The sequence below is a fragment of the Pseudomonas sp. FW305-3-2-15-C-LB1 genome (genome assembly GCF_058787615.1).
This window is the reverse complement of the sequence record NZ_JBYSZX010000012.1, coordinates 119,807-141,308: the sequence shown is the minus strand read 5'-3', so window position 1 is coordinate 141,308 and position 21,502 is coordinate 119,807. Positions and strand designations below refer to the sequence as shown.

At 62.0% G+C, this 21,502-nt stretch carries 22 protein-coding genes and 1 pseudogene; 14 read left to right on the top strand and 9 right to left on the bottom strand.

Annotated features, from left to right (window positions below; genetic code table 11):
- The first annotated feature begins 10 nt into the window (after positions 1-10).
- The 6 genes from AC3WP7_RS21925 (at position 11) to AC3WP7_RS21900 (ending at position 5,959) form a co-directional block, all read left to right on the top strand.
- Entirely contained in the window at positions 11-1,114 is a 1,104-nt protein-coding gene (locus tag AC3WP7_RS21925; RefSeq protein ID WP_102593270.1) for an ABC transporter ATP-binding protein, read from the top strand.
- Positions 1,115-1,132: 18 nt separating this feature from the next.
- The gene (locus AC3WP7_RS21920) at positions 1,133-2,614 is read left to right on the top strand and encodes a mannitol dehydrogenase family protein (RefSeq protein WP_102593269.1); all 1,482 of its coding nucleotides are present in this window, start codon (positions 1,133-1,135) and stop codon (positions 2,612-2,614) included.
- Between the two features lie 78 nt (positions 2,615-2,692).
- Positions 2,693-4,174 carry a xylulokinase gene (gene xylB, locus AC3WP7_RS21915; protein WP_102593268.1) on the top strand — a complete coding sequence of 494 codons (1,482 nt, stop codon included), beginning with the start codon at positions 2,693-2,695 and terminating at the stop codon, positions 4,172-4,174.
- A gap of 12 nt (positions 4,175-4,186) precedes the next feature.
- Complete coding sequence (locus AC3WP7_RS21910) at positions 4,187-5,125, top strand: carbohydrate kinase family protein (protein WP_071490604.1); 939 nt, start codon at positions 4,187-4,189, stop codon at positions 5,123-5,125.
- 87 nt (positions 5,126-5,212) lie between these two features.
- Positions 5,213-5,482, top strand: coding sequence for a DUF2790 domain-containing protein (locus tag AC3WP7_RS21905; RefSeq protein WP_102593267.1), 270 nt, complete (start codon positions 5,213-5,215; stop codon positions 5,480-5,482).
- A gap of 84 nt (positions 5,483-5,566) precedes the next feature.
- Positions 5,567-5,959, top strand: coding sequence for a hypothetical protein (locus tag AC3WP7_RS21900; protein WP_102593266.1), 393 nt, complete (start codon positions 5,567-5,569; stop codon positions 5,957-5,959).
- Here the strand turns inward: AC3WP7_RS21900 and AC3WP7_RS21895 are convergent.
- Together AC3WP7_RS21895 and ilvA are read right to left on the bottom strand one after the other, a co-directional pair.
- A complete protein-coding gene (locus AC3WP7_RS21895) occupies positions 5,956-6,225 on the bottom strand; it encodes a DUF1652 domain-containing protein (RefSeq protein ID WP_071490607.1) in 270 nt (89 codons plus the stop codon). The two genes, AC3WP7_RS21900 and AC3WP7_RS21895, sit on opposite strands and share 4 nt — an antisense overlap.
- Positions 6,226-6,459: 234 nt before the next feature.
- Complete coding sequence (gene ilvA / locus AC3WP7_RS21890) at positions 6,460-7,482, bottom strand: threonine ammonia-lyase, biosynthetic (RefSeq protein WP_102593265.1); 1,023 nt, start codon at positions 7,480-7,482, stop codon at positions 6,460-6,462.
- A gap of 273 nt (positions 7,483-7,755) precedes the next feature.
- Here ilvA and AC3WP7_RS21885 point away from each other — a divergent pair, with 273 nt between their 5' ends.
- Positions 7,756-7,956, top strand: coding sequence for a ParD-like family protein (locus AC3WP7_RS21885; RefSeq protein WP_003190946.1), 201 nt, complete (start codon positions 7,756-7,758; stop codon positions 7,954-7,956).
- Complete coding sequence (gene map, locus AC3WP7_RS21880; protein WP_102593264.1) at positions 7,956-8,711, top strand: type I methionyl aminopeptidase; 756 nt, start codon at positions 7,956-7,958, stop codon at positions 8,709-8,711. Before AC3WP7_RS21885 ends, map begins: the two co-directional genes overlap by 1 nt.
- A 28-nt stretch (positions 8,712-8,739) precedes the next feature.
- On the opposite strand, the gene AC3WP7_RS21875 is transcribed toward map, so the two are convergent.
- Positions 8,740-9,678, bottom strand: coding sequence for a magnesium transporter CorA family protein (locus AC3WP7_RS21875; protein WP_092249042.1), 939 nt, complete (start codon positions 9,676-9,678; stop codon positions 8,740-8,742).
- Between the two features lie 7 nt (positions 9,679-9,685).
- Positions 9,686-11,272, bottom strand: a complete 1,587-nt coding sequence (locus AC3WP7_RS21870) for a RimK family ATP-grasp domain-containing protein (protein WP_092249040.1) — start codon at positions 11,270-11,272, stop codon at positions 9,686-9,688.
- A 94-nt stretch (positions 11,273-11,366) separates the two neighbouring features.
- Here AC3WP7_RS21870 and AC3WP7_RS21865 point away from each other — a divergent pair.
- Positions 11,367-11,810: pseudogene (locus AC3WP7_RS21865) on the top strand (GNAT family N-acetyltransferase); the annotation flags it as partial.
- 43 nt (positions 11,811-11,853) lie between these two features.
- Here AC3WP7_RS21865 and sfnG read toward each other — a convergent pair.
- Entirely contained in the window at positions 11,854-12,939 is a 1,086-nt protein-coding gene (sfnG, locus tag AC3WP7_RS21860; protein ID WP_093514493.1) for a dimethylsulfone monooxygenase SfnG, read from the bottom strand.
- 252 nt (positions 12,940-13,191) lie between these two features.
- Between sfnG and AC3WP7_RS21855 the strand changes: the two genes are divergently transcribed.
- The gene (locus AC3WP7_RS21855) at positions 13,192-14,433 is read left to right on the top strand and encodes an acyl-CoA dehydrogenase family protein (protein WP_102592808.1); all 1,242 of its coding nucleotides are present in this window, start codon (positions 13,192-13,194) and stop codon (positions 14,431-14,433) included.
- 84 nt (positions 14,434-14,517) lie between these two features.
- Here AC3WP7_RS21855 and AC3WP7_RS21850 read toward each other — a convergent pair whose 3' ends face one another.
- Both AC3WP7_RS21850 and AC3WP7_RS21845 read right to left on the bottom strand, forming a co-directional pair.
- The gene (locus AC3WP7_RS21850; protein WP_092249036.1) at positions 14,518-15,303 is read right to left on the bottom strand and encodes a sulfite exporter TauE/SafE family protein; all 786 of its coding nucleotides are present in this window, start codon (positions 15,301-15,303) and stop codon (positions 14,518-14,520) included.
- A 91-nt stretch (positions 15,304-15,394) separates the two neighbouring features.
- The gene (locus AC3WP7_RS21845; protein WP_102592809.1) at positions 15,395-16,165 is read right to left on the bottom strand and encodes a class I SAM-dependent methyltransferase; all 771 of its coding nucleotides are present in this window, start codon (positions 16,163-16,165) and stop codon (positions 15,395-15,397) included.
- A gap of 140 nt (positions 16,166-16,305) precedes the next feature.
- Here AC3WP7_RS21845 and AC3WP7_RS21840 point away from each other — a divergent pair, with 140 nt between their 5' ends.
- The 3 genes from AC3WP7_RS21840 to AC3WP7_RS21830 are packed head-to-tail and all read left to right on the top strand — an operon-like array spanning position 16,306 to position 18,059.
- Complete coding sequence (locus tag AC3WP7_RS21840) at positions 16,306-16,827, top strand: DUF3455 domain-containing protein (protein ID WP_092249032.1); 522 nt, start codon at positions 16,306-16,308, stop codon at positions 16,825-16,827.
- 51 nt (positions 16,828-16,878) lie between these two features.
- Positions 16,879-17,394: a sigma-70 family RNA polymerase sigma factor gene (locus AC3WP7_RS21835; RefSeq protein ID WP_093127629.1), complete on the top strand. Its 516-nt coding sequence runs from the start codon at positions 16,879-16,881 to the stop codon at positions 17,392-17,394.
- The gene (locus AC3WP7_RS21830; RefSeq protein ID WP_102592810.1) at positions 17,391-18,059 is read left to right on the top strand and encodes an anti-sigma factor; all 669 of its coding nucleotides are present in this window, start codon (positions 17,391-17,393) and stop codon (positions 18,057-18,059) included. Before AC3WP7_RS21835 ends, AC3WP7_RS21830 begins: the two co-directional genes overlap by 4 nt.
- Here AC3WP7_RS21830 and AC3WP7_RS21825 read toward each other — a convergent pair whose 3' ends face one another.
- Both AC3WP7_RS21825 and AC3WP7_RS21820 read right to left on the bottom strand, forming a co-directional pair.
- A complete protein-coding gene (locus AC3WP7_RS21825) occupies positions 18,060-19,361 on the bottom strand; it encodes an ATP-binding protein (protein WP_092249025.1) in 1,302 nt (433 codons plus the stop codon).
- Positions 19,362-19,364: 3 nt separating this feature from the next.
- A complete protein-coding gene (locus AC3WP7_RS21820; protein ID WP_092249023.1) occupies positions 19,365-20,066 on the bottom strand; it encodes a response regulator in 702 nt (233 codons plus the stop codon).
- A 288-nt stretch (positions 20,067-20,354) separates the two neighbouring features.
- Here AC3WP7_RS21820 and AC3WP7_RS21815 point away from each other — a divergent pair, with 288 nt between their 5' ends.
- Positions 20,355-21,497: an efflux RND transporter periplasmic adaptor subunit gene (locus AC3WP7_RS21815; protein WP_058424858.1), complete on the top strand. Its 1,143-nt coding sequence runs from the start codon at positions 20,355-20,357 to the stop codon at positions 21,495-21,497.
- The last annotated feature ends 5 nt before the right edge of the window (positions 21,498-21,502 follow it).

Genomic DNA, 21,502 nt, shown 5'->3' with positions numbered 1-21,502 from the left:
GAGGCCCCTCATGGCCAACCTGAAAATCAAGAATCTGCAAAAAGGCTTCGAAGGCTTTTCCATCATCAAGGGCATCGACCTGGAAGTGAACGACAAGGAATTCGTGGTGTTCGTCGGCCCCTCGGGCTGCGGTAAATCCACGCTGCTGCGCCTGATCGCCGGCCTGGAAGAAGTCAGCGAAGGCACCATCGAACTGGACGGGCGCGACATCACCGAAGTGACCCCGGCCAAGCGCGACCTGGCCATGGTGTTCCAGACCTATGCGCTGTACCCGCACATGAGCGTGCGCAAGAACATGTCGTTTGCCCTCGACCTGGCCGGTGTCGACAAGAAACTGGTGGAAAGCAAAGTCAGCGAAGCGGCGCGCATCCTGGAACTTGGGCCGTTGCTGGAGCGCAAGCCCAAGCAACTGTCTGGCGGCCAGCGCCAGCGTGTGGCCATTGGCCGGGCGATTGTGCGTAACCCGAAGATCTTCCTGTTCGACGAACCGCTGTCCAACCTCGACGCCGCCCTGCGCGTGCAGATGCGCCTGGAACTGGCGCGCCTGCATAAAGAACTGCAAGCGACCATGATCTACGTGACCCACGACCAGGTCGAAGCCATGACCCTGGCCGACAAAGTAGTAGTACTCAACAGTGGCCGTATCGAGCAGGTCGGCTCGCCGCTGGAGCTGTACCACCAGCCGGCCAACCTGTTCGTGGCGGGTTTCCTCGGCACGCCGAAGATGGGCTTCCTCAAAGGCAAGGTCACCCACGTCGAAGGCCAGGGCTGTGAAGTGCAACTGGATGCCGGCACCACCATCAGCCTGCCGTTGAGCAGCGCCACCCTGAGCGCCGGCAGCGCGGTGACCCTGGGCATTCGCCCGGAGCACCTGGAAATCGCCACGCCCGGCCAAACCACCCTGACCGTCACCGCCGACGTCGGCGAGCGCCTGGGCAGCGACACCTTCTGCCACGTCATCACCGCCAATGGCGAACCGCTGACCATGCGCATCCGTGGCGACATGGCCAGCCAGTACGGCGAGACGCTGCACCTGCACCTGGACCCGGCGCACTGCCATCTGTTCGACACCGATGGCGTGGCCGTGGCCCGCCCACTGCGCGCTGCCGCCTGATTTCGCGAGATTGAGCTGATGAAACTGAATAAACACAACCTCACCCAGCTGGCACCGCAAGTGAAGCTGCCCACCTATGCCATCGCCAGCACCACCCAGGGCATCGCCCATATCGGCGTCGGCGGTTTTCACCGTGCGCACCAGGCGTATTACACCGATGCGCTGATGAACACTGGCGAAGGGTTGGACTGGAGCATCTGCGGCGTCGGCCTGCGTGCCGAGGACCGCAAGGCCCGCGACGACCTGGCGGGCCAGGACTACCTGTTCACCCTGTACGAACTGGGCGACACCGACGACACCGAGGTGCGGGTGATCGGCTCGATCAGCGACATGCTGCTGGCCGAAGACGGCGCCCAGGCGCTGATCGACAAACTGGCCGACCCGGCCATTCGCATCGTCTCACTGACCATCACCGAAGGCGGCTACTGCATCGACGACAGCAACGGCGAGTTCATGGCCCACCTGCCGCAGATCCGCCACGACCTGGCGCACCCGAGCGCACCGAAAACCGTGTTCGGCTTTATCTGCGCCGCGTTGACCCAGCGCCGCGCCGCCGGCACCCCGGCGTTTACCGTGATGTCCTGCGATAACCTGCCGCACAACGGCGCCGTGACCCGCAAGGCCCTGCTGGCGTTCGCGGCGCTGCACAATGCCGAGTTGCACGACTGGATCAAGGCCAATGTGAGCTTCCCGAATGCCATGGTCGACCGCATCACACCGATGACCAGCACCGCCCACCGCCTGCAATTGCATGACGAGCACGGTATCGACGACGCCTGGCCGGTGGTGTGCGAACCCTTTGTGCAGTGGGTGCTGGAAGACAAATTCGTCAACGGGCGCCCGGCCTGGGAAAAGGTCGGCGTGCAGTTCACCGATGACGTTACGCCCTATGAAGAAATGAAGATCGGCCTGCTCAACGGCAGCCACCTGGCGTTGACCTACCTGGGTTTTCTCAAGGGTTATCGGTTTGTGCACGAGACCATGAATGACCCGCTGTTCGTGGCCTACATGCGCGCCTATATGGACCTGGACGTCACGCCGAACCTGGCGCCGGTGCCGGGCATCGACCTGACGGAGTACAAGCAGACGTTGGTAGACCGCTTCTCCAACCAGGCGATTGCCGATCAACTGGAGCGCGTGTGTTCCGATGGCTCGTCGAAGTTTCCCAAGTTCACCGTGCCGACCATCAACCGGTTGATTGCCGATGGGCGCGAGACGCAGCGTGCGGCGCTGGTGGTAGCGGCCTGGGCGTTGTACCTGAAAGGCGTGGATGAACATGGCGTGAGCTACAAGATCCCCGACCCGCGTGCCGAGTTCTGCCAGGGACTGGTGAGTGACGATGCACTGATCAGCAAGCGCCTGCTGGGGGTGGAAGAGATTTTTGGCACGGCTATTCCCAAGTCGGCCGAGTTTGTGGCAGCGTTCGAACGGTGTTATGCAAGCTTGCGTGATCACGGCGTGACCGAAACCCTGAAGCACCTCCTGAAGAAACCGACTTGAACATGTGGGAGGGGGCTTGCCCCCTTGCACATTGGAATGCATTGCCAACTCGAACAATAAACTGCTGAGCACACCCTCATGACCCAGCAAAACCTGTTTCTCGGCATCGACTGCGGCACCCAGGGCACCAAGGCCATCGTTCTCGACGCCTCCAGCGGCAAGGTACTCGGCCTCGGCGCTGCGGCGCACACCCTGATCAGCGGCGCCAACGGTCGCCGCGAACAGCACACCCAGGAATGGCTGGAGGCCTTCACCGAGGCCACCCACCGCGCCCTGCAACAGGCCGGCGTGGACGGCCAGGATATCCTCGGTATCGGCGTGTCCGGCCAGCAACATGGCCTGGTGCTGCTGGATGAACACGGTGAGGTATTGCGCCCGGCCAAGCTGTGGTGCGACACCGAAACCACGCCTGAAAACGAGCGCCTGCTGGCCTATCTGGGCGGTGAGAACGGCTCGCTGGAACGCCTCGGCGTGGCGATTGCACCGGGTTATACCGTGTCCAAGCTGCTGTGGACCCGCGAACAGCACCCGGACCTGTTTGCACGCATTGCGCATATCCTGCTGCCCCACGACTACCTCAACTACTGGCTCACCGGCCGCGCCGTCGCCGAGTATGGCGATGCTTCCGGCACCGGCTACTTCAATGTGCGCAGCCGTGAATGGGATGTGGACCTGCTCAAGCACATCGATCCCAGCGGCCGCCTTGAAGCGGCGCTGCCGGCGTTGATCGAAGCGAATCAAGGCGTCGGCACGATCCTGCCGGCCATCGCCGAACGCCTGGGCATCAACCCCAACGCCATCGTGTCCAGCGGCGGCGGCGATAACATGATGGGCGCCATTGGCACCGGTAATATCGCAGCCGGCGTGATCACCATGAGCCTGGGTTCATCGGGCACCGTGTATGCATTTGCCGACCAACCCAACGTCAGCCCCCAGGCTTCGGTCGCGACGTTTTGCTCATCCAGCGGCGGCTGGTTGCCATTGATCTGCACCATGAACCTGACCAACGCCACCGGGGTCATGCGCGAGCTGTTCGACCTCGACCTGGCCGCGTTCAACACCCTGGTCGATCAGGCGCCCATCGGCGCCGACGGCGTGAGCATGCTGCCATTCCTCAACGGTGAGCGTGTACCCGCCCTGCCCCACGCCACCGGCAGCCTGCACGGCCTGACCATGACCAACCTGACCCGCGCGAACCTGTGCCGCGCCGTGGTCGAAGGCACCACCTTCGGCCTGCGCTACGGCCTCGACCTGCTGCGCGAGACCGGCCTGCAAAGCCAGAGCATCCGCCTGATCGGCGGCGGCTCGAAGAGCCCGGTGTGGCGGCAGATGGTGGCCGACATCATGAACACCGAGGTGGTCTGCACCGAACAAAGCGAAGCCGCGGCCCTGGGCGCAGCGATCCAGGCGGCGTGGTGCCAGTCCGGCGAAGCGCTGGCCAGCCTGTGCGACAAATGCGTAAGCGTCGACCCCGCCAGCCGGACCCTGCCGGTGGCGGCCAGCGTAGGCGCCTACCAGCAGGCTTACGAGCGCTATCAACAACTCGTGGCAACCCTTTAAGAGCGAACGACTATGTATCTGGTGTGTGGTGAAGCGCTGTTTGATTTCTTCAGCGAGGAAGATGCCAGCGGGCAGGCTTCCAAGGTCAACTACAAGGCGATTGCCGGCGGTTCGCCGTTCAACGTGGCGGTAGGCCTGCGCCGCCTGGGTATCGAGGCCGGGTTGTTCGGCGGCTTGTCCACCGACTTCCTTGGCCGCCGCCTGTTGCAGGTGCTCAAGGATGAAGGCGTGAGCGAGCAGTTCCTGGTGGAGTTCGCCGCACCGACCACCCTGTCGATGGTCGCCGTGGGTGCCGATGGCTCACCGCAGTACAACTTCCGAGGCGAAGGCTGCGCCGACCGCCTGCTGGAAGTCGCCCACCTGCCCGCGTTGGGGGCTGACATTCGCGGCCTGCATATCGGCTCGTTTTCCCTGGTGGTGCAGCCGATTGGCGACACCCTGCTGAACCTGGTCAAGCGCGAAAGCGGCAAACGCCTGATCAGCCTCGACCCCAACGTGCGCCTCAACCCGCAGCCGGATATCCAGCTGTGGCGCGACCGCGTGGCGGAGCTGGTCAAGCATGCCGACCTGATCAAGGTCAGCGACGAAGACCTGCACCTGCTCTACCCGGACCAGTCGCCGGAAAGCGTGCTGCAGGGCTGGCTGCAACACCGTTGCCAATTGGTGTTCCTCACCCGTGGCGGCGACGGTGCCAGTGTGTTCAGCCGCCAGCACGGCAACTGGTCGCAACCGGCAGTCAAGGTGGTGATGGCCGACACGGTGGGGGCCGGCGACACCTTCCAGGCGGCGTTGATTGCCTGGCTGACCGAGCAGCAGCTTGACTCGGTAGAGGGCCTGCAACAGCTCACGCGGGCACAGATCGACGTCATGCTGGGCTTTGCCATTCGCGCCGCGGCGATGACCTGCGGCAAGACCGGGCCGGACCTGCCCTATCGTCATCAGCTTGGATGAAGCTTTTGTCAGCCAGGCAAACTTTAATCGATGGTTAATCCCGCAAGCCGAGAGTGAAGTTGTACCCACTTGTTGCGGAGAAACACCATGAAACTGCGCACGTTGATGCTCGGTGCCACCCTTGCACTGGCGGCTGCGTCTGGCCTGGCCCAGGCCGACGATCAAACAGTCGCCGTCAAACCCGTGCCTTACCACTACGGCCTGCCGATGAATATCGACAAGGTGCTGGCCATGAACGAAACCCCGACCGATGAGTGCAAGGTCATCAAGGCGGATATCAAGTTCCTGGATAAAGCAGGCAAGGTGGAAGACGTGAGCTACCGAAAAATGTCCGAAGCCTGCGACTTCCAGAACTGAGGCGTTGAAACAATAGAGCCAGGCCCGCACAAATAGGCGTACGCTTGCGGGCTTGTCATAAGGCTGAAAGGATTCGCCACGCGCTTGAACTTCCGTACCCTCGCCACCTTCACCGCCCTGCTGTGCTTCGCCCTCGCACTGGTCTGGGGCCTGCGTCCCGACCTGCTGCTGTGGTTGTGGAGCGTGGAGTATTCCAACGCCACCGGGATGGTGTCGCGCCGCAACGCCGCGCTCTTCCTGGGCATCGGCATCATGTTCTACCGCGCCCGTCACGCGCCTCCTTCAGACACGCGCCGCGCCCTGACCACCGGGTTTGTCACCGGGTGCCTGGTGCTGGCGCTATTGGGGTTTGGTGAGTGGATCAAGGGCAATGCGGGGCCAGGCATCCTGCTGGCGGTGGCAACAGAAACCGTATTGGGCCTGGCGTTTATCCAGGCCCACAGGTCTTCGGTCCCTCATACTCAAGCGTCAAGCTAATAGAAGCTGCGCCCTCCCGCGCGTTGCAGGGCGGGTGCATGGGTGTGCTTGAGGTCTTCGCGCAACCCGGCAATCAGGTTGCAAATCGCTCGACTGCTGTCGAGTTTGTCGGCGTTGATACCTTTGACTTCCAAATCCACCCGGTCACGGTCACGGTCGTCATAGATCTTGATCGTCAGCGAGGCATCTTCGGCTTTGGTGCATTCGCACCGTTTAGGCAGGAAACTTCCTTCAATGATGCTGCGAAGCTCTAGTTCCGAAAGCATGGTCAACCTCTCCTTTTCTGAGACTGCCAACAGATTGTCATGAACCTGGCAGGCGCGTGCCCGCCACGTCTTGCCGACCCTGGCAGACGCTTGTAACTCCCAAGCCTACTCGGCAAAAACTGCCCTTGTTGTAACCTTTCCTCATAAGCACTGTGCGTTGTTATAGAGGTTGAACAGTGTCGACGGAATCGTCGTCGAACCGCTGCGATTAATCGTTTAACCCTGGGCTTCAAGTTAAACGGCGCCCTGTGCAGCCACCCTTTCAGCAACATGTCGCAAACTATCGAAGTTGATGTTCGCCCCGGAGTTGATCGCCACCAGGGTCTGTCCGCGGAATTGATGACGGGCCACGTAGTGGCGGATGCCCGCTACCGCCAACGCACCGGAAGGCTCGGTGATGGACCGCGTGTCGTCGTAGATCAACTTGATGGCGCTGCACAGTTCGTCGTTGCTGACAGTGATGACTTCATCCACCCAGTCGCGGCAGATCTCGAAGCCATACGCGCCGACCTGCGCCACTGCCGTGCCGTCGGCAAACCCGTCGACGCTGGGTAGTATCACCCGTTCACCGGCCCGCAGTGCCGCCAACAGGCAGCTGGAACCTTCGGGCTCGACGCCAATGATGCGCATCTCGGGCCGCAGGTATTTGACGTAGGCGGCGACGCCGGCGATCAGGCCACCACCGCCCACCGGCACGAAGATCGCGTCCAGTGGCCCTTGCTGCTGGCGCAGGATCTCCATGGCGACGGTGCCTTGGCCGGCGATCACGTCCGGGTCATCGAAGGGCGAAACAAAGGTGCACCCGGAACACTCGGCCAACTGCAGCGCGTGGGCCAGGGCAAACGGGAAGCTTGCGCCGTGCAGCACCGCTTCGGCGCCGCGTGAACGCACGCCCAGCACCTTGAGTTCCGGGGTGCTGGCGGGCATTACAATGCGTGCCTCGATCCCCAGTTCCCGTGCCGCCAGGGCCACACCCTGGGCGTGGTTACCCGCCGACGCGGTCACCACGCCACGGGCTTTTTGCTCAGGCGTAAGCTGCACCAGCTTGTTGTAGGCGCCGCGAATCTTGAAGGAAAAGGTCGGTTGCAGGTCTTCGCGTTTGAGCAACACCTGGTTACCCAGCAGCGCCGACAGGGCCGGGGCCGCCTGCAACGGCGTGCGCACCGCCAGGTCGTATACCGGGGCGGCAAGAATCTTCTTCACGTAATGCTCAAGCAGTCCCGGGTCGGCGGTGTGAGGCGCGGTGCAGGTGCTCATGGGTGTCTCCTGGCTTTTTGTCAGAAACCCTGGAGACGGAAAAACAAAACCCGCCTCTAGGGCGGGTTTGGGTACAGCCGTGTGCTATCCCGCCAAATGAGGAATGGCGGTAATAATGCTTGGCTGGCTACGAAAGGCTTGAAATGTCATGTGACGAAACTAACCGGCGGCCTGCGGGCAAGTCAATGGTCAAGCGCCATTTGGCGGCCAGGGGTTTACTATCGATATACGAAACATATACGCTTTGTATATTGACACCACACAGTGAACACCATGGGCATCGTCAAGATCACCGACCAACTGCACGAACAACTGCGCCTGGCCAGCGCCGCGATGGACCGCTCCATCAACGCCCAGGCCGAATTCTGGATCAAGATCGGGCTGCTTGCCGAACTCAATCCTCACCTGCCCTATAACGAGCTGATCAACAAACTGTTGTTGGACAAGCCCGACCTGATCCGGGGGCGCAGTTGATGATCAAGACTGCCGCACAACTGGCGGTGATGCGTGAATCCGGCCGCCTGCTGGCCCAGGTGTTCAGCATGCTCGATGGGTACGTCGCGGTCGGCCGCTCCACCCTGGAGCTGGACGCCGCCGTCGAAGCCTTCATCCGCAATGACCTCAAGGCCCGCCCGGCGAGCCTGGGTCAGTACGACTACCCCTTCTGCATCAACACCTCGATCAATGAGGTGGTGTGCCATGGCATGCCCAGCGCCAAGGAGATCCTCAAGGACGGCGACATCATCAACATCGACATCACCCTGGAAAAAGGCGGCTACATCGCCGACTCCAGCAAGATGTACATGATCGGTACCGTCGCACCCAAGGCCCGGCGCCTGGTGGAACAGACTTTTGAAGCCATGTGGGCCGGCATCCGCCAGGTCAAGCCCGGCGCACGCCTGGGGGATATCGGCCACGCGATCCAGAGCCACGCGCAGGCCAACGGCTACAGCGTGGTGCGTGAGTATTGCGGCCACGGGATTGGGCGCGAGATGCACGAAGAACCGCAGGTCCTGCACTTTGGCCGTCCCGGCACCGGGTTGGAACTGCGTGAAGGCATGGTGTTTACCGTGGAGCCGATGCTCAACCAGGGCAGCTCGAAAGTACGCAGCCTCAAGGATGGCTGGACGGTGGTCACCAAGGACAACAGCCTGTCGGCGCAGTGGGAACATACCGTGGCGGTGACGGCGGATGGGTTCGAGGTCTTGACCTTGCAACCCGGCGCCTGAACGACACCCCCCCTGTAGGAGCCGGTGTTCATACCACATTGGCGCCGCCCGCTATCCGCTTCAGCCCCAACACCATCAACCCCGCCCCAAGCCCCATCACCAGCAGGAACAACGGATACGACACCCACCACGGCGTCCCCGCCGTCATCATGCTGAACTCCGACATGCCACCAATGCTCGCAATCAGGTTGAGCGGCAGGAACACCACGTTGATCAGTGTGAGCTTGCGCAACAGGTTGTTCATGCTGTTGTTCATCAGGTTGCCACGCGCATCGATCAGGCCGGAGAACACGTTGGAATAGATCTCCGCCTGCTTGTAGCACTGGTGGTTCTCGATGATCAGGTCATCGATCAGCCCGATGATCTCGGCGCTGAAATGTTCCTTTTCCGCGTGGTTGCGCAACCGCGACAACACCGCCCCGTTGCTGTGCAGCGCGTTGATGTAATAGATCAGGCTCTCGCTGAGGTTGAACATCTGCATCAGGTGGTGGTTGCTCATGGACGCATTGAACTGCTGCTGCAACTCGCGGGCGACCAGCTTGATCACCTTCAGGTGGCCGAGGTAATGGTGGATGTTGTTGAGCAACAGATCGAGCAGCACATCCAGCGGCGTGTGCAGCGGACGGCGCTTGCCTAGGCCGTTGAGCGGGGTTTCGTCGGTGGCGATCACCAGCAGGCGGCTGGGGGAAAACAGCAGGCCGCAGGACGACACTTCGAACACCAGGTTGCCGCCGCCGGAGTAGTTCTCCGGCCGCTTCCAGATCAGGAACAGATTGTCGGGGTGAAATTCGATACGCGAGACTTCGTCCGGGTCCAGGGCCGAGGCCAGGGCGTGTTCGTCCAGCTTGTGGTGGTCGCGCAGCCACTCACGTTCGGCCAGGTCAGGGTTGTTAAACAACATGACCGGGGCTGCGTCACTCTCCCCGCCCTGCAGCTTGCCATCGGTCAGGTCGAAACGCTGGATCATCGCCGGGTCACCAGACCTGGCCCTGGCGCTTCAACTCCAGGCGCCGCACGAATTCCTCCAGCACCAGGCCATACAAGTCGTCCTGCAAGTACGCATCCTCGATGCCCGCATCCAGGTTGGGGTTGTCGTTGACCTCGATCACCACCACCTTGTCACCGGACTGCTTGAGGTCGACGCCGTAGAGGCCATCGCCGATCAGGTTGGCGGTCTTCACCGCCAGCTCCACCACTGCCCTGGGCGCTTCATGGACCGCCAGGGTGCGGCATTCACCGTTGATGTCCTGGCCGATGGCCTTGTGGTTGTAGATCTGCCAATGGCCCTTGGACATGAAGTACTGGCAGGCAAAGATCGGCTTGCGGTTGAGCACGCCGATGCGCCAGTCGTACTCGGTGTAGAAGAATTCCTGGGCCAGCAACAGCACCGAATGCTCGAACAACTCGGCGGTCGCCTTGAGCAAAGCCTCCTGGCTTTCAACCTTGATCACGCCTCGGGAAAAGCATCCGTCAGGGATCTTCAGCACCAGCGGGAAGCCCAGGCGCTCGCCGACCCGTTCGAAGTCTTCCGGTCGTTCCTTGTACAGAATCTCGGTGGCGGGCATGCCCAGTTGGTGGCTGTTGAGCAAGTCGGTGAGGTAGACCTTGTTGGTACAGCGCAGGATCGACGCCGGATCGTCCATCACCACCAGCCCTTCGCTTTCGGCTTTCTTGGCAAAACGGTAGGTGTGGTTGTCGACACTGGTGGTTTCGCGGATCAGCAAGGCGTCGTACTCGGCCAGGCGCGAATAGTCCTTGCGCTCGATCAACTCCACATCGATGCCCAGGCCCTTGCCTACGCGGATGAAATTATCCAATGCCTTGGCGTTGGACGGCGGCAACTGTTCCTGGGGATCGTGCAGGATGGCCAGGTCATAACGGGCCAGGCGACGTGAGCGCGGCTGGCGCCAGATCTTGCGGCTGAAGTTGTCCAGCGCATGGGCGAATTGATCTTCCTGGTCATCGCGCAACTTGTGCAATACACCGGACTTGATCCCTTCGATATGCCAGCCGTTATTCCTTTTGAAATCAACTAACAGGATGGGACACGGGAACGCTTCAAATAACTGACGGGCCAGGTCCTGCAACGGTTCTATATTGGTCCGGCCGAAGTAAAGTGTCAGGGTAAAGCCTTCGGTATTGCTGTAAAGATGATGACTCAAGGCTTTATCGAGGGTTTTATCCAGGTCGTCCAGGGCCAGCCCGTACAGCGACTTCTTCGTCAGTTCGCTGATGGTGCGCACCGACGGAATCACCTTGTGCCCGCGGGCTTCGGCCAGCAGCGAGCAGTAATAACCGTGCCCCAGGTACTTATAGCCGCGGCACAGGTTGATCACCTGCACACGCTTGCCAGTCTCGGTTTCCCGGGTCTGTTCCAGGTACTCCTGGGCGGTGACGATATCTTCGCTGGGGAAGTAGGAGGCCCAATCTTCCTTGCGCTCGACAATGATCACGACTTGACGGGTTCCTTTGATAGGGGCAAGAAAATAACCCTTGTCAGTTATTGTCGTCGCGACTGTTTGCTCCGATACTTCACGCCAATGACCTTGTACCGCCGACATAATAGTTGATCCGCTTTAGAGAACTCGACCTTTTCTATTAAGCACGATCATTTAGAGAAGTCCCGTTTCGTTACGCAACTTTTACGGCGGTCATATGGCTCTTTGCTTTCGCGTTGCAACCTCCAACGATGTGTCTGAACTGGTGGCACTGGAACAGCGCTGTTTCAGCAGCGACCGGCTGTCATCGCGCAGTTTCCAGTGGATGGTCAGCCGCGCCCACGGCCAGTTGCTGGTGGCGGAAAATGACCGGCAGTTACTCGGCTATGCGCTGGTGTTGTTTCGTCGGGGCGCCTCCTCGGCGCGCCTGTATTCGATTGCCATTGCCGAGCATGCACGCGGCATTGGCTTGGGCAAGCAGTTGCTGAACGGCGTGGAAGCTATCGCCGTGGCACAGGGCTACACCTGCATACGTCTGGAAGTACGCACCGACAACCCCGGCGCCCTCAACCTCTATGAGCGCAACGGTTATCGGCGCTTTGCCCTGATCAACGATTACTACGAAGACCACACGCCCGCCCTGCGCCTGGAAAAACACCTGTAGCAAGCCCGCTCACTACTTGCACGGATCAAGCTCGCACGGATCAAGCCACCTGTTTGATTGCCGCCTTGGCTTCAAGCTCTCGCACCAGCGGCAACACGCGCTTGCCGAAGTATTCGACTTCTTCCTGGAAGTGCAGGAACCCGGCGAGTACCAGGTCCACCCCCACCGCCTTGAGCGCAACGATGCGCTCGGCGATCTGCTGCGGCGTGCCGATCAGGTTGGTCTTGAAGCCATCGTTGTACTGCACCAGGTCCTCGAAGCTGGATTTGGCCCAGTTGCCCTCTCCCTCCGGCGACGCCTTGCCGGCCTGTTTCGCCGCATCGCCGAAGGCATTCACCGCTTCCGGGTCGGCCTTGTCGATGATCTCCGCCAGCACGGCGCGCGCTTCTTCCTCGGTGTCGCGGGCGATCACAAAGGCGTTGACGCCGACTTTGACCGAGTGGTTATTGGCTGCTGCCTTGGCACGGATGTCGTCGACCTGGGCCTTGATACCTTCCGGGGTGTTGCCGTTGGTGAAGTACCAGTCCGACACCCGCGCCGCCATGTCCCGTGCCGCCCGCGAGCTGCCGCCCTGGAACACTTCCGGCTGGCCCAGTGGCTTGGGCTTGAGGGTGTAATTGTTGAACCGGTAGAAGTCGCCCTTGAAGGTGAAGTCATCCTGGGTCCAGATGCCTTTGAGGGCGCGGATGAACTCTTCGGAGCGGCGATAACGCTCGTCGTGCTCCAGCCAATGTTCGCCAATGGCCTGGAACTCACCCCTGAACCAACCGCTGACGATATTCACCGCGATACGACCATTGGTGAGTTGGTCGATGGTTGCCAATTGCTTGGCCGCCAGCGCCGGCTGCCACGGGCCGGGCAGGATCGCGGCGATCACCTTGAGCTTGGTGGTTGCAGCCAGCAACGCATGGCTGAATGCCACGGACTCATGCTGGTTCTCGGCGCCGTAGCCGGCGGTAAAACGGATCTGGGTCAGGCCGTACTCGAAGCCGGCAGCCTCAGCCAATTGCGCCAGCTTGCGGTTGTAATCGATGCCCCAGTGGGTGCGTTGCTCGATTTTGCTGACCACCAGCCCACCGCTGACGTTGGGCACCCAGTAGGCAAATTTCACGGCGTGTTGAGTCATCGGACGGTACCTCGCACAAAAGGGATGTACCAGGGCTTGAGCAGCAAGCGTGCCAGGCTGGGAAACGCCCGCGCCATGCGGGCTGCGTTGAATACCGTGCGCCGTCGCCAGTGTCCTGGATTGCACGGGTTTGTCGATCCGCTGTTGCCAGGGCAACAGTGACTCGACGTTTGTCCCCGTAAATACGCGCCCCGGCACCCGGCACGGACTGTGCAATCGCCTCTACATCGATCACTGCCCAGGAACCTCGCCATGACCGAACATCACGTCATCAACCCGCTGTCCACCGGCGTCGACTACCCCACGCTGGCGGCACGCTTTCGCCCGATCTTCCAGCGCATCGCCGAAGGCGCCGTAGCACGCGAACACAGCCGCACCCTGCCCCATGAGCCGATCCAATGGCTCAAGGAGGCGGGGTTTGGCGCGGTGCGCGTGCCGGTGGAGTATGGCGGCGGTGGTGCTTCATTGCCGCAGTTGTTCGAACTGCTGATCGAACTGGCCGAAGCCGACTCCAACGTGCCCCAGGCCCTGCGCGGGCACTTCGCCTTTGCCGAAGACCGCCTGAATGCACCGCCCGGCGCCAGACGCGATGTGTGGTTCAAGCGATTTGTGGACGGCGATATCGTCGGCTGTGCCTGGACCGAGATCGGCAACGTGGCCATTGGCGACGTGGTCACCCAGGTCAGCCCCGACGGCGACCAGTGGAAGCTCAACGGAGAAAAGTTCTATAGCACCGGCAGCATCTTCGCCGACTGGATCGATGTGTACGCCCAACGCAGCGACACCGGTGGCGACGTGATCGCCGCGACCCGCGCCCGTCAGCCTGGCGTGGAACACAGTGACGACTGGGACGGTTTTGGCCAACGCACCACCGGCAGCGGCACGTCGCGCTTTACCGATGCGGTGGTGGAGGCGGACAACGTGATCGACTTTGCCACGCGCTTCAAATACCAGACCGCGTTCTACCAACTGGTGCTGCTGGCCACCTTGGCGGGCATCGGCCGTGCCGCACTGCGCGATGTGGCGCATCAGGTGCGCAGCCGCAAGCGCATCTACAGCCATGGCAATGCGGCGCATGTCAGCCAGGATGCGCAGATTCAACAGGTGGTGGGTGAAGTGGCGGCGCTGGTGTATGCCGCCGAAGCGAGCGCGCTGAAGGCGACACTGCCCGCGCAACGGGCGTATGTGGCGCGATTCGGGGGCGACGATGCGGTAGAGCGCGAAGCCAATGTGGCGGCCGAGATTGAGTCGGCTACCGCACAGGTGGTGGTGTCGTCGTTGATTCAGCGGGCGACCAGCGAGTTGTTTAATGCGCTGGGGGCTTCGGATGTGCGCCAGGGTAAGGCGCTGGATCGGCATTGGCGGAATGCGCGGACGGTGTCGTCGCATAATCCGCTGATTTACAAGGCGCGGATTGTGGGGAATTGGGTGGTCAATGGGGCTGAGCCGCCGTTTGTCTGGCAGATTGGGAATGGGCCTGGCGTAGTGGGTTGAGGTTTTTGACTGTGTGTATATCCGTTATTTAGGTGATGGCGGAACCCTAAATGGCCGTTACCTGAACAACGGATATGCCCCCAATCAGAAAGCCAGTTTATAACCAATGGCCATGAGCATAACCGCCAAACACGGCCGCAGCACCCCATCCGGCAACTTCCCCGTCATATGACTACCGATATAGATCCCCGGCAACGACCCCATCAACAAAAACCCGAGCAGATGCCAATCCATATTCCCCATGCTGGCATGCCCCAACCCGGCTACCAGGGTCAACGGCACGGCATGCGCAATCTCAGTCCCCACCAGCCGCCGCGTGGCCAGAAACGGATAAAGAATAAACAACGCCACCGTCCCCAGCGCACCCGCGCCAATGGAGGTCAGCGCCACCATGGTGCCGAGGATCGCCCCTGTCACCACCGTCAGCGCATTCAAGTTGCGCGGGCTCATGTGATAGCTGTCGCCCGCATGCCGCTGGGCAAACGCCAACAGGCTTTTCTTGAACAGAATCGCCAACGCCGTCAGCAGCAGCACCACACCGAGCGCCTGCTTGATCACTGCATTCATGGCGCTGGGGTCAGTATGCAGGCTGGCCAGAAACCACAGCGTCAGCAACACCGCCGGCACACTGCCCAGGGTCAGCCAGCCGGTGATGGTCCAGTCGATATTCTTGTTCTTGCTGTGTACCAGCACCCCACCCGACTTGGTGATGGCGGCGTACAACAGATCGGTACCCACGGCAGTGGCCGGGTTGATGCCGAACCACAACAGGATCGGCGTCATCAACGAACCGCCGCCCACACCGGTCATGCCCACGATAAAACCCACGATCAGACCGGCAACCACAAAACCAAAATTACCCACATCCATTACAGCTACCTGCGGCCTTATAAATTTCTGGCCGCAGGATAGCGATTTTTCTTATAACGACTTATACCAATATGATCTGACTTTATGCCTTTTAGGCCAGTCGATGACAGACATAAGCCTGGGTCTTATACGGAAAGGCCACGGTGTCCTTCCCCTTCAACGCCGGATGGGTGTCGATCAGCGCCTGCAATTGCGCGGTAACGCGGGCCTTGGGCTCATCGTCCAGCGCGGCAATAAAGCTCACCGAGAGAAAGCGATCCATGATCACCTCTTGAGGACTGCCGACATGGCTATAGGGGAAACAGGTGACTTCGGGTTGGGAAAAATACTTGCCGCTGAACGCGTCACGCCAACGCCCGGTATGAAAGCGCGGGGTATCGCCCTCGTACGGGGAGATGATGTCGGTGATCGCGGCGACCCAATCCACCGATTCGTCTCGCACATTCCACACCAGGCCAAGGCGGCCGTCAGGCTTGAGCACGCGATGTATCTCCGTCAGTGCGGCTTCGGTGGAAAACCAGTGGAACGCCTGGGCGCACACCACTGCATCGGCGCTGGCGCCTGGCAATGGGATGGATTCAGCGGTGCCGTTGAGCAGGCGCACATCCGGCAGCAGCCTGGTCAACTGCGCGCCCATCGCCGCCACCGGCTCGACCGCGATCAGGGTCGGTGCCAGGGTGCTGAGCAAGCGGGTGAACTTGCCGGTGCCGGCGCCCAGGTCAATCACGCTGGACTGCGCGCTGATGCGCAACGTGTCGGCCAGCCAGCCGGTGAGTTGCCGCGGATAATCCGGTCGCCCCTGGGCGTAGGTAACAGCCTGGGCAGAAAAACCTTGTTGAGCAGACGTGTGCACACCAGTCATTGCCAATCTCTCCTCGGGTAAAACGGGGGGACACAGTGTGCGCCCTCTCAGGTTTATTTTCTAATCGCTGCATCCAATCGTGCCGGCCATGGGTAGTCCTCTCAGTTACCCCGCTGTTTCACTGAAATGGAGAAGTACCCATGAACGCTAAAGCACTGCTCTGCCTCACCGCCCTGCTCGCCGCCGCGCCTGCCGCCTTTGCCCAGGCCGACCTGCCCGACAGCATCAAGGTGCCGGACGGCCACAAAGTGGCACTGGAGACCACCGGCGTTGGCGAAATCACCTACGAGTGTCGCGACAAAGCCAACGCCGCCGGCCAGACCGAGTGGACTTTTGTCGGGCCCAAGGCAGTGTTGAACGACCGCAGCGGTAAACCAGTCGGCACCTACTTCGGCCCACCGGCCACCTGGCAGGCCGAGGACGGCTCGAAAATCACCGGCACGCAGTTGGCCGTGGCACCGGCGGGGGCGGGCAACCTGCCGTATCAACTGGTCAAGGCCAACCCGGCCGAAGGCAAGGGTGCAATGAGCGGCGTGAGCTACATCCAGCGCGTGGCGCTCAAGGGTGGCGTGGCGCCGAGCAGCGCGTGCACCACGGCCAGCAAAGGCAAGCAGGAAGTGGTGAAATACCAGGCGGATTACATCTTCTGGGCGGCCAACTGAGCAAAGTCGGCTACGCTGCCCCCCATACTGATCGTTGGGGGGGAGCACCACGTGTTTGATTACGAAGCTTGCCTGCGGGCCTGCGCCCGCGGCGAGCAACGCGCCTTGCGCCAGCTCTACGAGCAGGACAGCAGTCGCTTGCTCGGCGTGGCTTTGCGCATCGTGCGCGAAAAAGCGCTGGCCGAAGACATCGTGCACGACGCGTTCATCAATATCTGGCGTGGTGCCGGCAGTTTCGACCCCAGCCGCGGTTCGGCCCGTGGCTGGGTGTTCAGCGTGACCCGGCACCTGGCGCTCAATGTGGTTCGCAACCACTACCGTGAAGTGCCGCTGGGCGATGAATACGAGCAGGTCGCAGCCACCGACACTGTTGAATTCAGCACACGCTCCGGGCAAGTCCATACCTGCCTGGAGCAGCTCGACCCGACCCGTCGCACGTGCATCCTGCATGCCTATGTCGACGGTTTTTCCCACAGCGAAATCGCCCGGAAACTGGACGCCCCGCTGGGGACCGTCAAAGCCTGGATCAAACGTAGCCTCGCCGCGCTGCGGGAGTGCATGGCATGAGCACCCCTCTGGACGAACTGGCCGGCGAATACGTGCTGGGCACCCTGCCCGGCGAACAGCGCGCCGAGGTGGAACAACGTCTCCAGCACGACGCCGAACTGCGTGCCGCAGTGGACGCCTGGGAGCAGCGTCTGTTGCCGCTGACCGCCTTGGCGGAGCCCGTGCCCCCCTCCGCTGAATTATGGCGACGCATCGAGCGCCACACGGCAAGTGCCCGCCCCCCCTGGTGGAACCTGCTCGCCGTATGGCGCAGCCTGGCCGGTGCCGGGATGGTCACCACGCTGGTCCTCGCCGCGCTGCTGCTGACGCGTCCGCCTGTCCTTGAACCCAGCTTTGTGGTCGTGTTGGTCGCCCCGCAAAGCCAGGCGCCGGGCTGGGTGATCCAGGCCAGCAATGACCAGCAGATCCAATTGATTCCATTGGGCGTGATGGACGTGCCGGGCGACAAGGCCCTGCAGTTCTGGACCAAAGGTGATGGCTGGCAGGGGCCGGTGTCCCTGGGGCTGGTCAAGCCGGGCCAGACACTGTCGGTGCCGCTGGACCAACTGCCGCCGCTGACACAGAACCAGCTGTTCGAACTGACCCTGGAAGACTCACAGGGCTCGCCGACCGGCAAGCCCACCGGGCCGATCCAGGCGATCGGCCGTGCGGTCAAGGTGCTCTGATCAGCCGGCGCTGGGCAACCACAACCGGAACCGCGCACCACCCAATGGCGACGCCAACGCCGTCAAGGTGCCGCCCTGGGCTTCCAGGGCGCGCCGGCTGATGGCCAGGCCCAGGCCGAAACCGCCGGTGGCGCGATCACGGCTGCGGTCCAGGCGGTAGAACGGTTCGAAGATGCGTTCACGCTGGTCAAGCGGGATGCCGATGCCATCATCGTCCACCCAGATTTCACACCCCTTGGCGCAGACCTTTACGCCGACCTGAATGCGCTTGTCGCAGTAACGTGTGGCGTTGCGCAGCAGGTTTTGCAAAGCGCGGGCGGTGAGGCGCGGGTCGAGGCTGAAGCGCTCCACGGCACAGTCGAGCGCGACATCGATGACGATCTCGGGATTTTCCAGTTCGTCGTCGACGCTGCCCAGCACGCTGTCGATAAACTCATCGAGCACCACCTCGACCCGCTCCGGCAGTTGCGCCGGGTTTTGCAGGCGGCTGTAGGACAGTAGCTCCAACACCAGTTCATCCAGCTCGCGGATATGTGCCACCAGGCCGTGCAGGCGTTCGCGGCTGGCCTCGGGCAAATCTTCGGACAACGCCAGGGCCAGGCCGAAATCCAGGCGCGTGAGCGGTGTGCGCAGTTCATGGGAAACGGCGTTGAGCAGATCGCGCTGTTGGTTGAGCAGGTGCTCGATGTCGTCGGCCATGGCGTCGAACACCGATGCCAGGCTGCCGATGCTGGAACTGGCCGGAAGACCGGTGCGTTCAGCCAGGTTACCCTGGCCCAGTTGCCCGGCGGTGCTTTTCAGGCGTTCCAGGTCGCGCCAGTGCGGACGCAGCCATATGAGCAGGCAGGCCAGCAGCGCGGCGACGATCAGCACGTTGATCGCCCAATACAGCACGTTCATGTCCATCGGGTCGGGCGGAATGGTCAGCTTGACCACGAATTGCTCATTGATCGGCGAGCTGATCTGCTCCATCCAGCCCCATTCGCCCAGGCGCACCACCGACTTGCCCTGCTCCAGCAGCTGTTCTTCCGCCGGGGTGTAGCTGGCGTCCTGGCGCAACAGCAATTGCACTTTCAGCGGCGCAAAATCGCGGCCCAGTTGCTCGGTCACCTGTGACCAACGCTCTACCGGCGCCCGCTGATATTGCTTGACGATCAGCTTTTGCTGGCCGCGGGTCTGCTCGATGTTGTAGTTCATGTAGCGGTGTTCGAACAGCTGGATCACCAACGAAGGGATCAAATAGATCGCCAGGCTGTAGGTGACGATGGTGATCAGGTAGAGGCGCAGCAATACACGAAACATGGCTCAGCATTCCCACTCGGAACGGCTGAACAGGTAGCCCTTGCCCCACACCGTCTTGATCTTGCGCGCCTCGCCGGCGTTGTCGTCGAACTTGCGACGCAGCTTGGAGATGGCCACGTCCACCGAGCGGTCGGTGCCGTTGAACTCGATGCCGCGCAGGCGTTGCAGGATCTGGTCGCGGCTGAGCACTTCACCGGCATGCCGCGCCAGCACCACCAGCAGGTTGTATTCGCCGCTGGACAACTCCACCGCCAGATCGCGCCAGGTCACGGTGCGCTCCGACAGGTCGATGCACAGGTTGCCCATGATGATCTGGTCGTTGGCCACCTGGGGCTCGGACAGGCTGCTGCGACGCAGCAAGGTGCGGACGCGGGCGAGCAGTACACGTGGCTCGCAGGGCTTGGTCACGTAGTCGTCGGCGCCCATTTCCAGGCCCAGCACCTGGTCGTGGCTGTCATCGCGGGCGGTGAGCATCAGGATCGGCAGGCCCGCCGAGTCGGCACGCAGCAGGCGGCACACCTGCAGGCCGTCGAGGCCGGGCAGCATCAGGTCGAGGATCACCAGGTCCGGCGGGTTCAGGCGTGCGCGCTCACGGACATGGTCGCCACGGCTGAGCACATTGACGTGGTAGCCATTGCGTTCCAGGTAGCTGGCAATCAGCTCGGAGAGTGCGGCGTCGTCTTCCACCAGAAGGATGTTGGGCATAAAGGTGTTTCCAGAAAATACAGTTGTTGGTCGTACACAAATCCCATGTGGGAGGGGGCTTGCCCTCGATAGCGGTGGCTCAGTGAAGCGTATTTCGACTGATACACCGCTATCGGGGGCAAGCCCCCTCCCACATGGCATCTCCATGTTTGCAGGATTGTGCAAGGATATACGCCCCCGGCGCCCCGCGCGCCGCACCTTACATTTCTTCACAGACCCGCTACACAGCTTCACAGCACCACGGCGCAGGTGACTTTAGGATGCGCCAGTCAATATTGGGATAAGAGCATGTCGAAGAATCTGTTTGCGCCATTTTGCCTGCTGGCCCTCACCCTGGCCCTGAGCGCGTGTGGCGACTCCGCCGCCGAAGCGCCGCAAATGCCCCTGGCCAAAGTGCGCATCGAAACCCTGGAAGCCAAGCCCCTGTCGATCAGCAGCGAACTGAGCGGGCGCATTGCCGCGCCGCGCATCGCCGAAGTGCGCGCAAGGGTCGCCGGCGTGGTGATGCAACGGGTGTTCAAGGAAGGCCATGACGTGAAACAGGGCGACGTGCTGTTTCGCATCGACCCCGCGCCCTTCAAGGCCGACCTCGACAGCGCCCAGGCCAACCTGAGCAAGGCCGAGGCGGATGCGTTCAAGGCGCGCCTGCAGGAGCAGCGCTACAGCCAATTGGTGGAAGGCAACGCCATCAGCGGCCAGGACTACGACAACGCCCGCGCCGCCGTACGCCAGACCAACGCCGAAGTCGCCGCCAACAAGGCAGCCGTGGAACGCGCCCGCTTGAACCTGGGTTACGCCACTGTGACCGCGCCGATTTCCGGGCGCATCGGCCGGGCGCTGGTGACGGAAGGCGCGCTGGTCGGGCAGAACGAGGCCACGCCGCTGGCGATCATCCAGCAACTGGACCCGATCCATGCCGACCTGACCCAGTCCAACCGCGAGCTGAACGACCTGCGCCGCGCCTTCCGTGCCGGCAGCCTGAAGCAAGTCGGCCAGGACCAGGCCAAGGCCACCCTGATCGAGGACGACGGCAGCCTGTACCCACTGCCGGGCAAGTTGCTGTTCGCCGAGATCAGCGTCGACCCGGGTACCGGGCAGATCATCCTGCGCAGCGAGTTCCCCAACCCGGACCTCGACCTGCTGCCCGGCAGCTTTGTACGGGTGCGCCTGGAGCAAGCCGTCGACAAGCAAGGCATCAGCGTGCCGCAACGCGCCATCACCCGTGACAGCGCCGGTATCCCGATGGTCTTGCTGCTGGACGCCGAGCAGACCGTGAGCCAGCAGCCGGTGGAGTTGGGCGCGGTGGTCAACGATCGCTGGATCGTCAGCAGCGGTCTCAAAGCCGGTGACCGCATCATCGTCGAAGGCCTGCAGCACGCGCGCCCCGGTGAAAAAGTTGAAGTGGACGACAGCCCGCTCGTAAAGGAATAACCCGC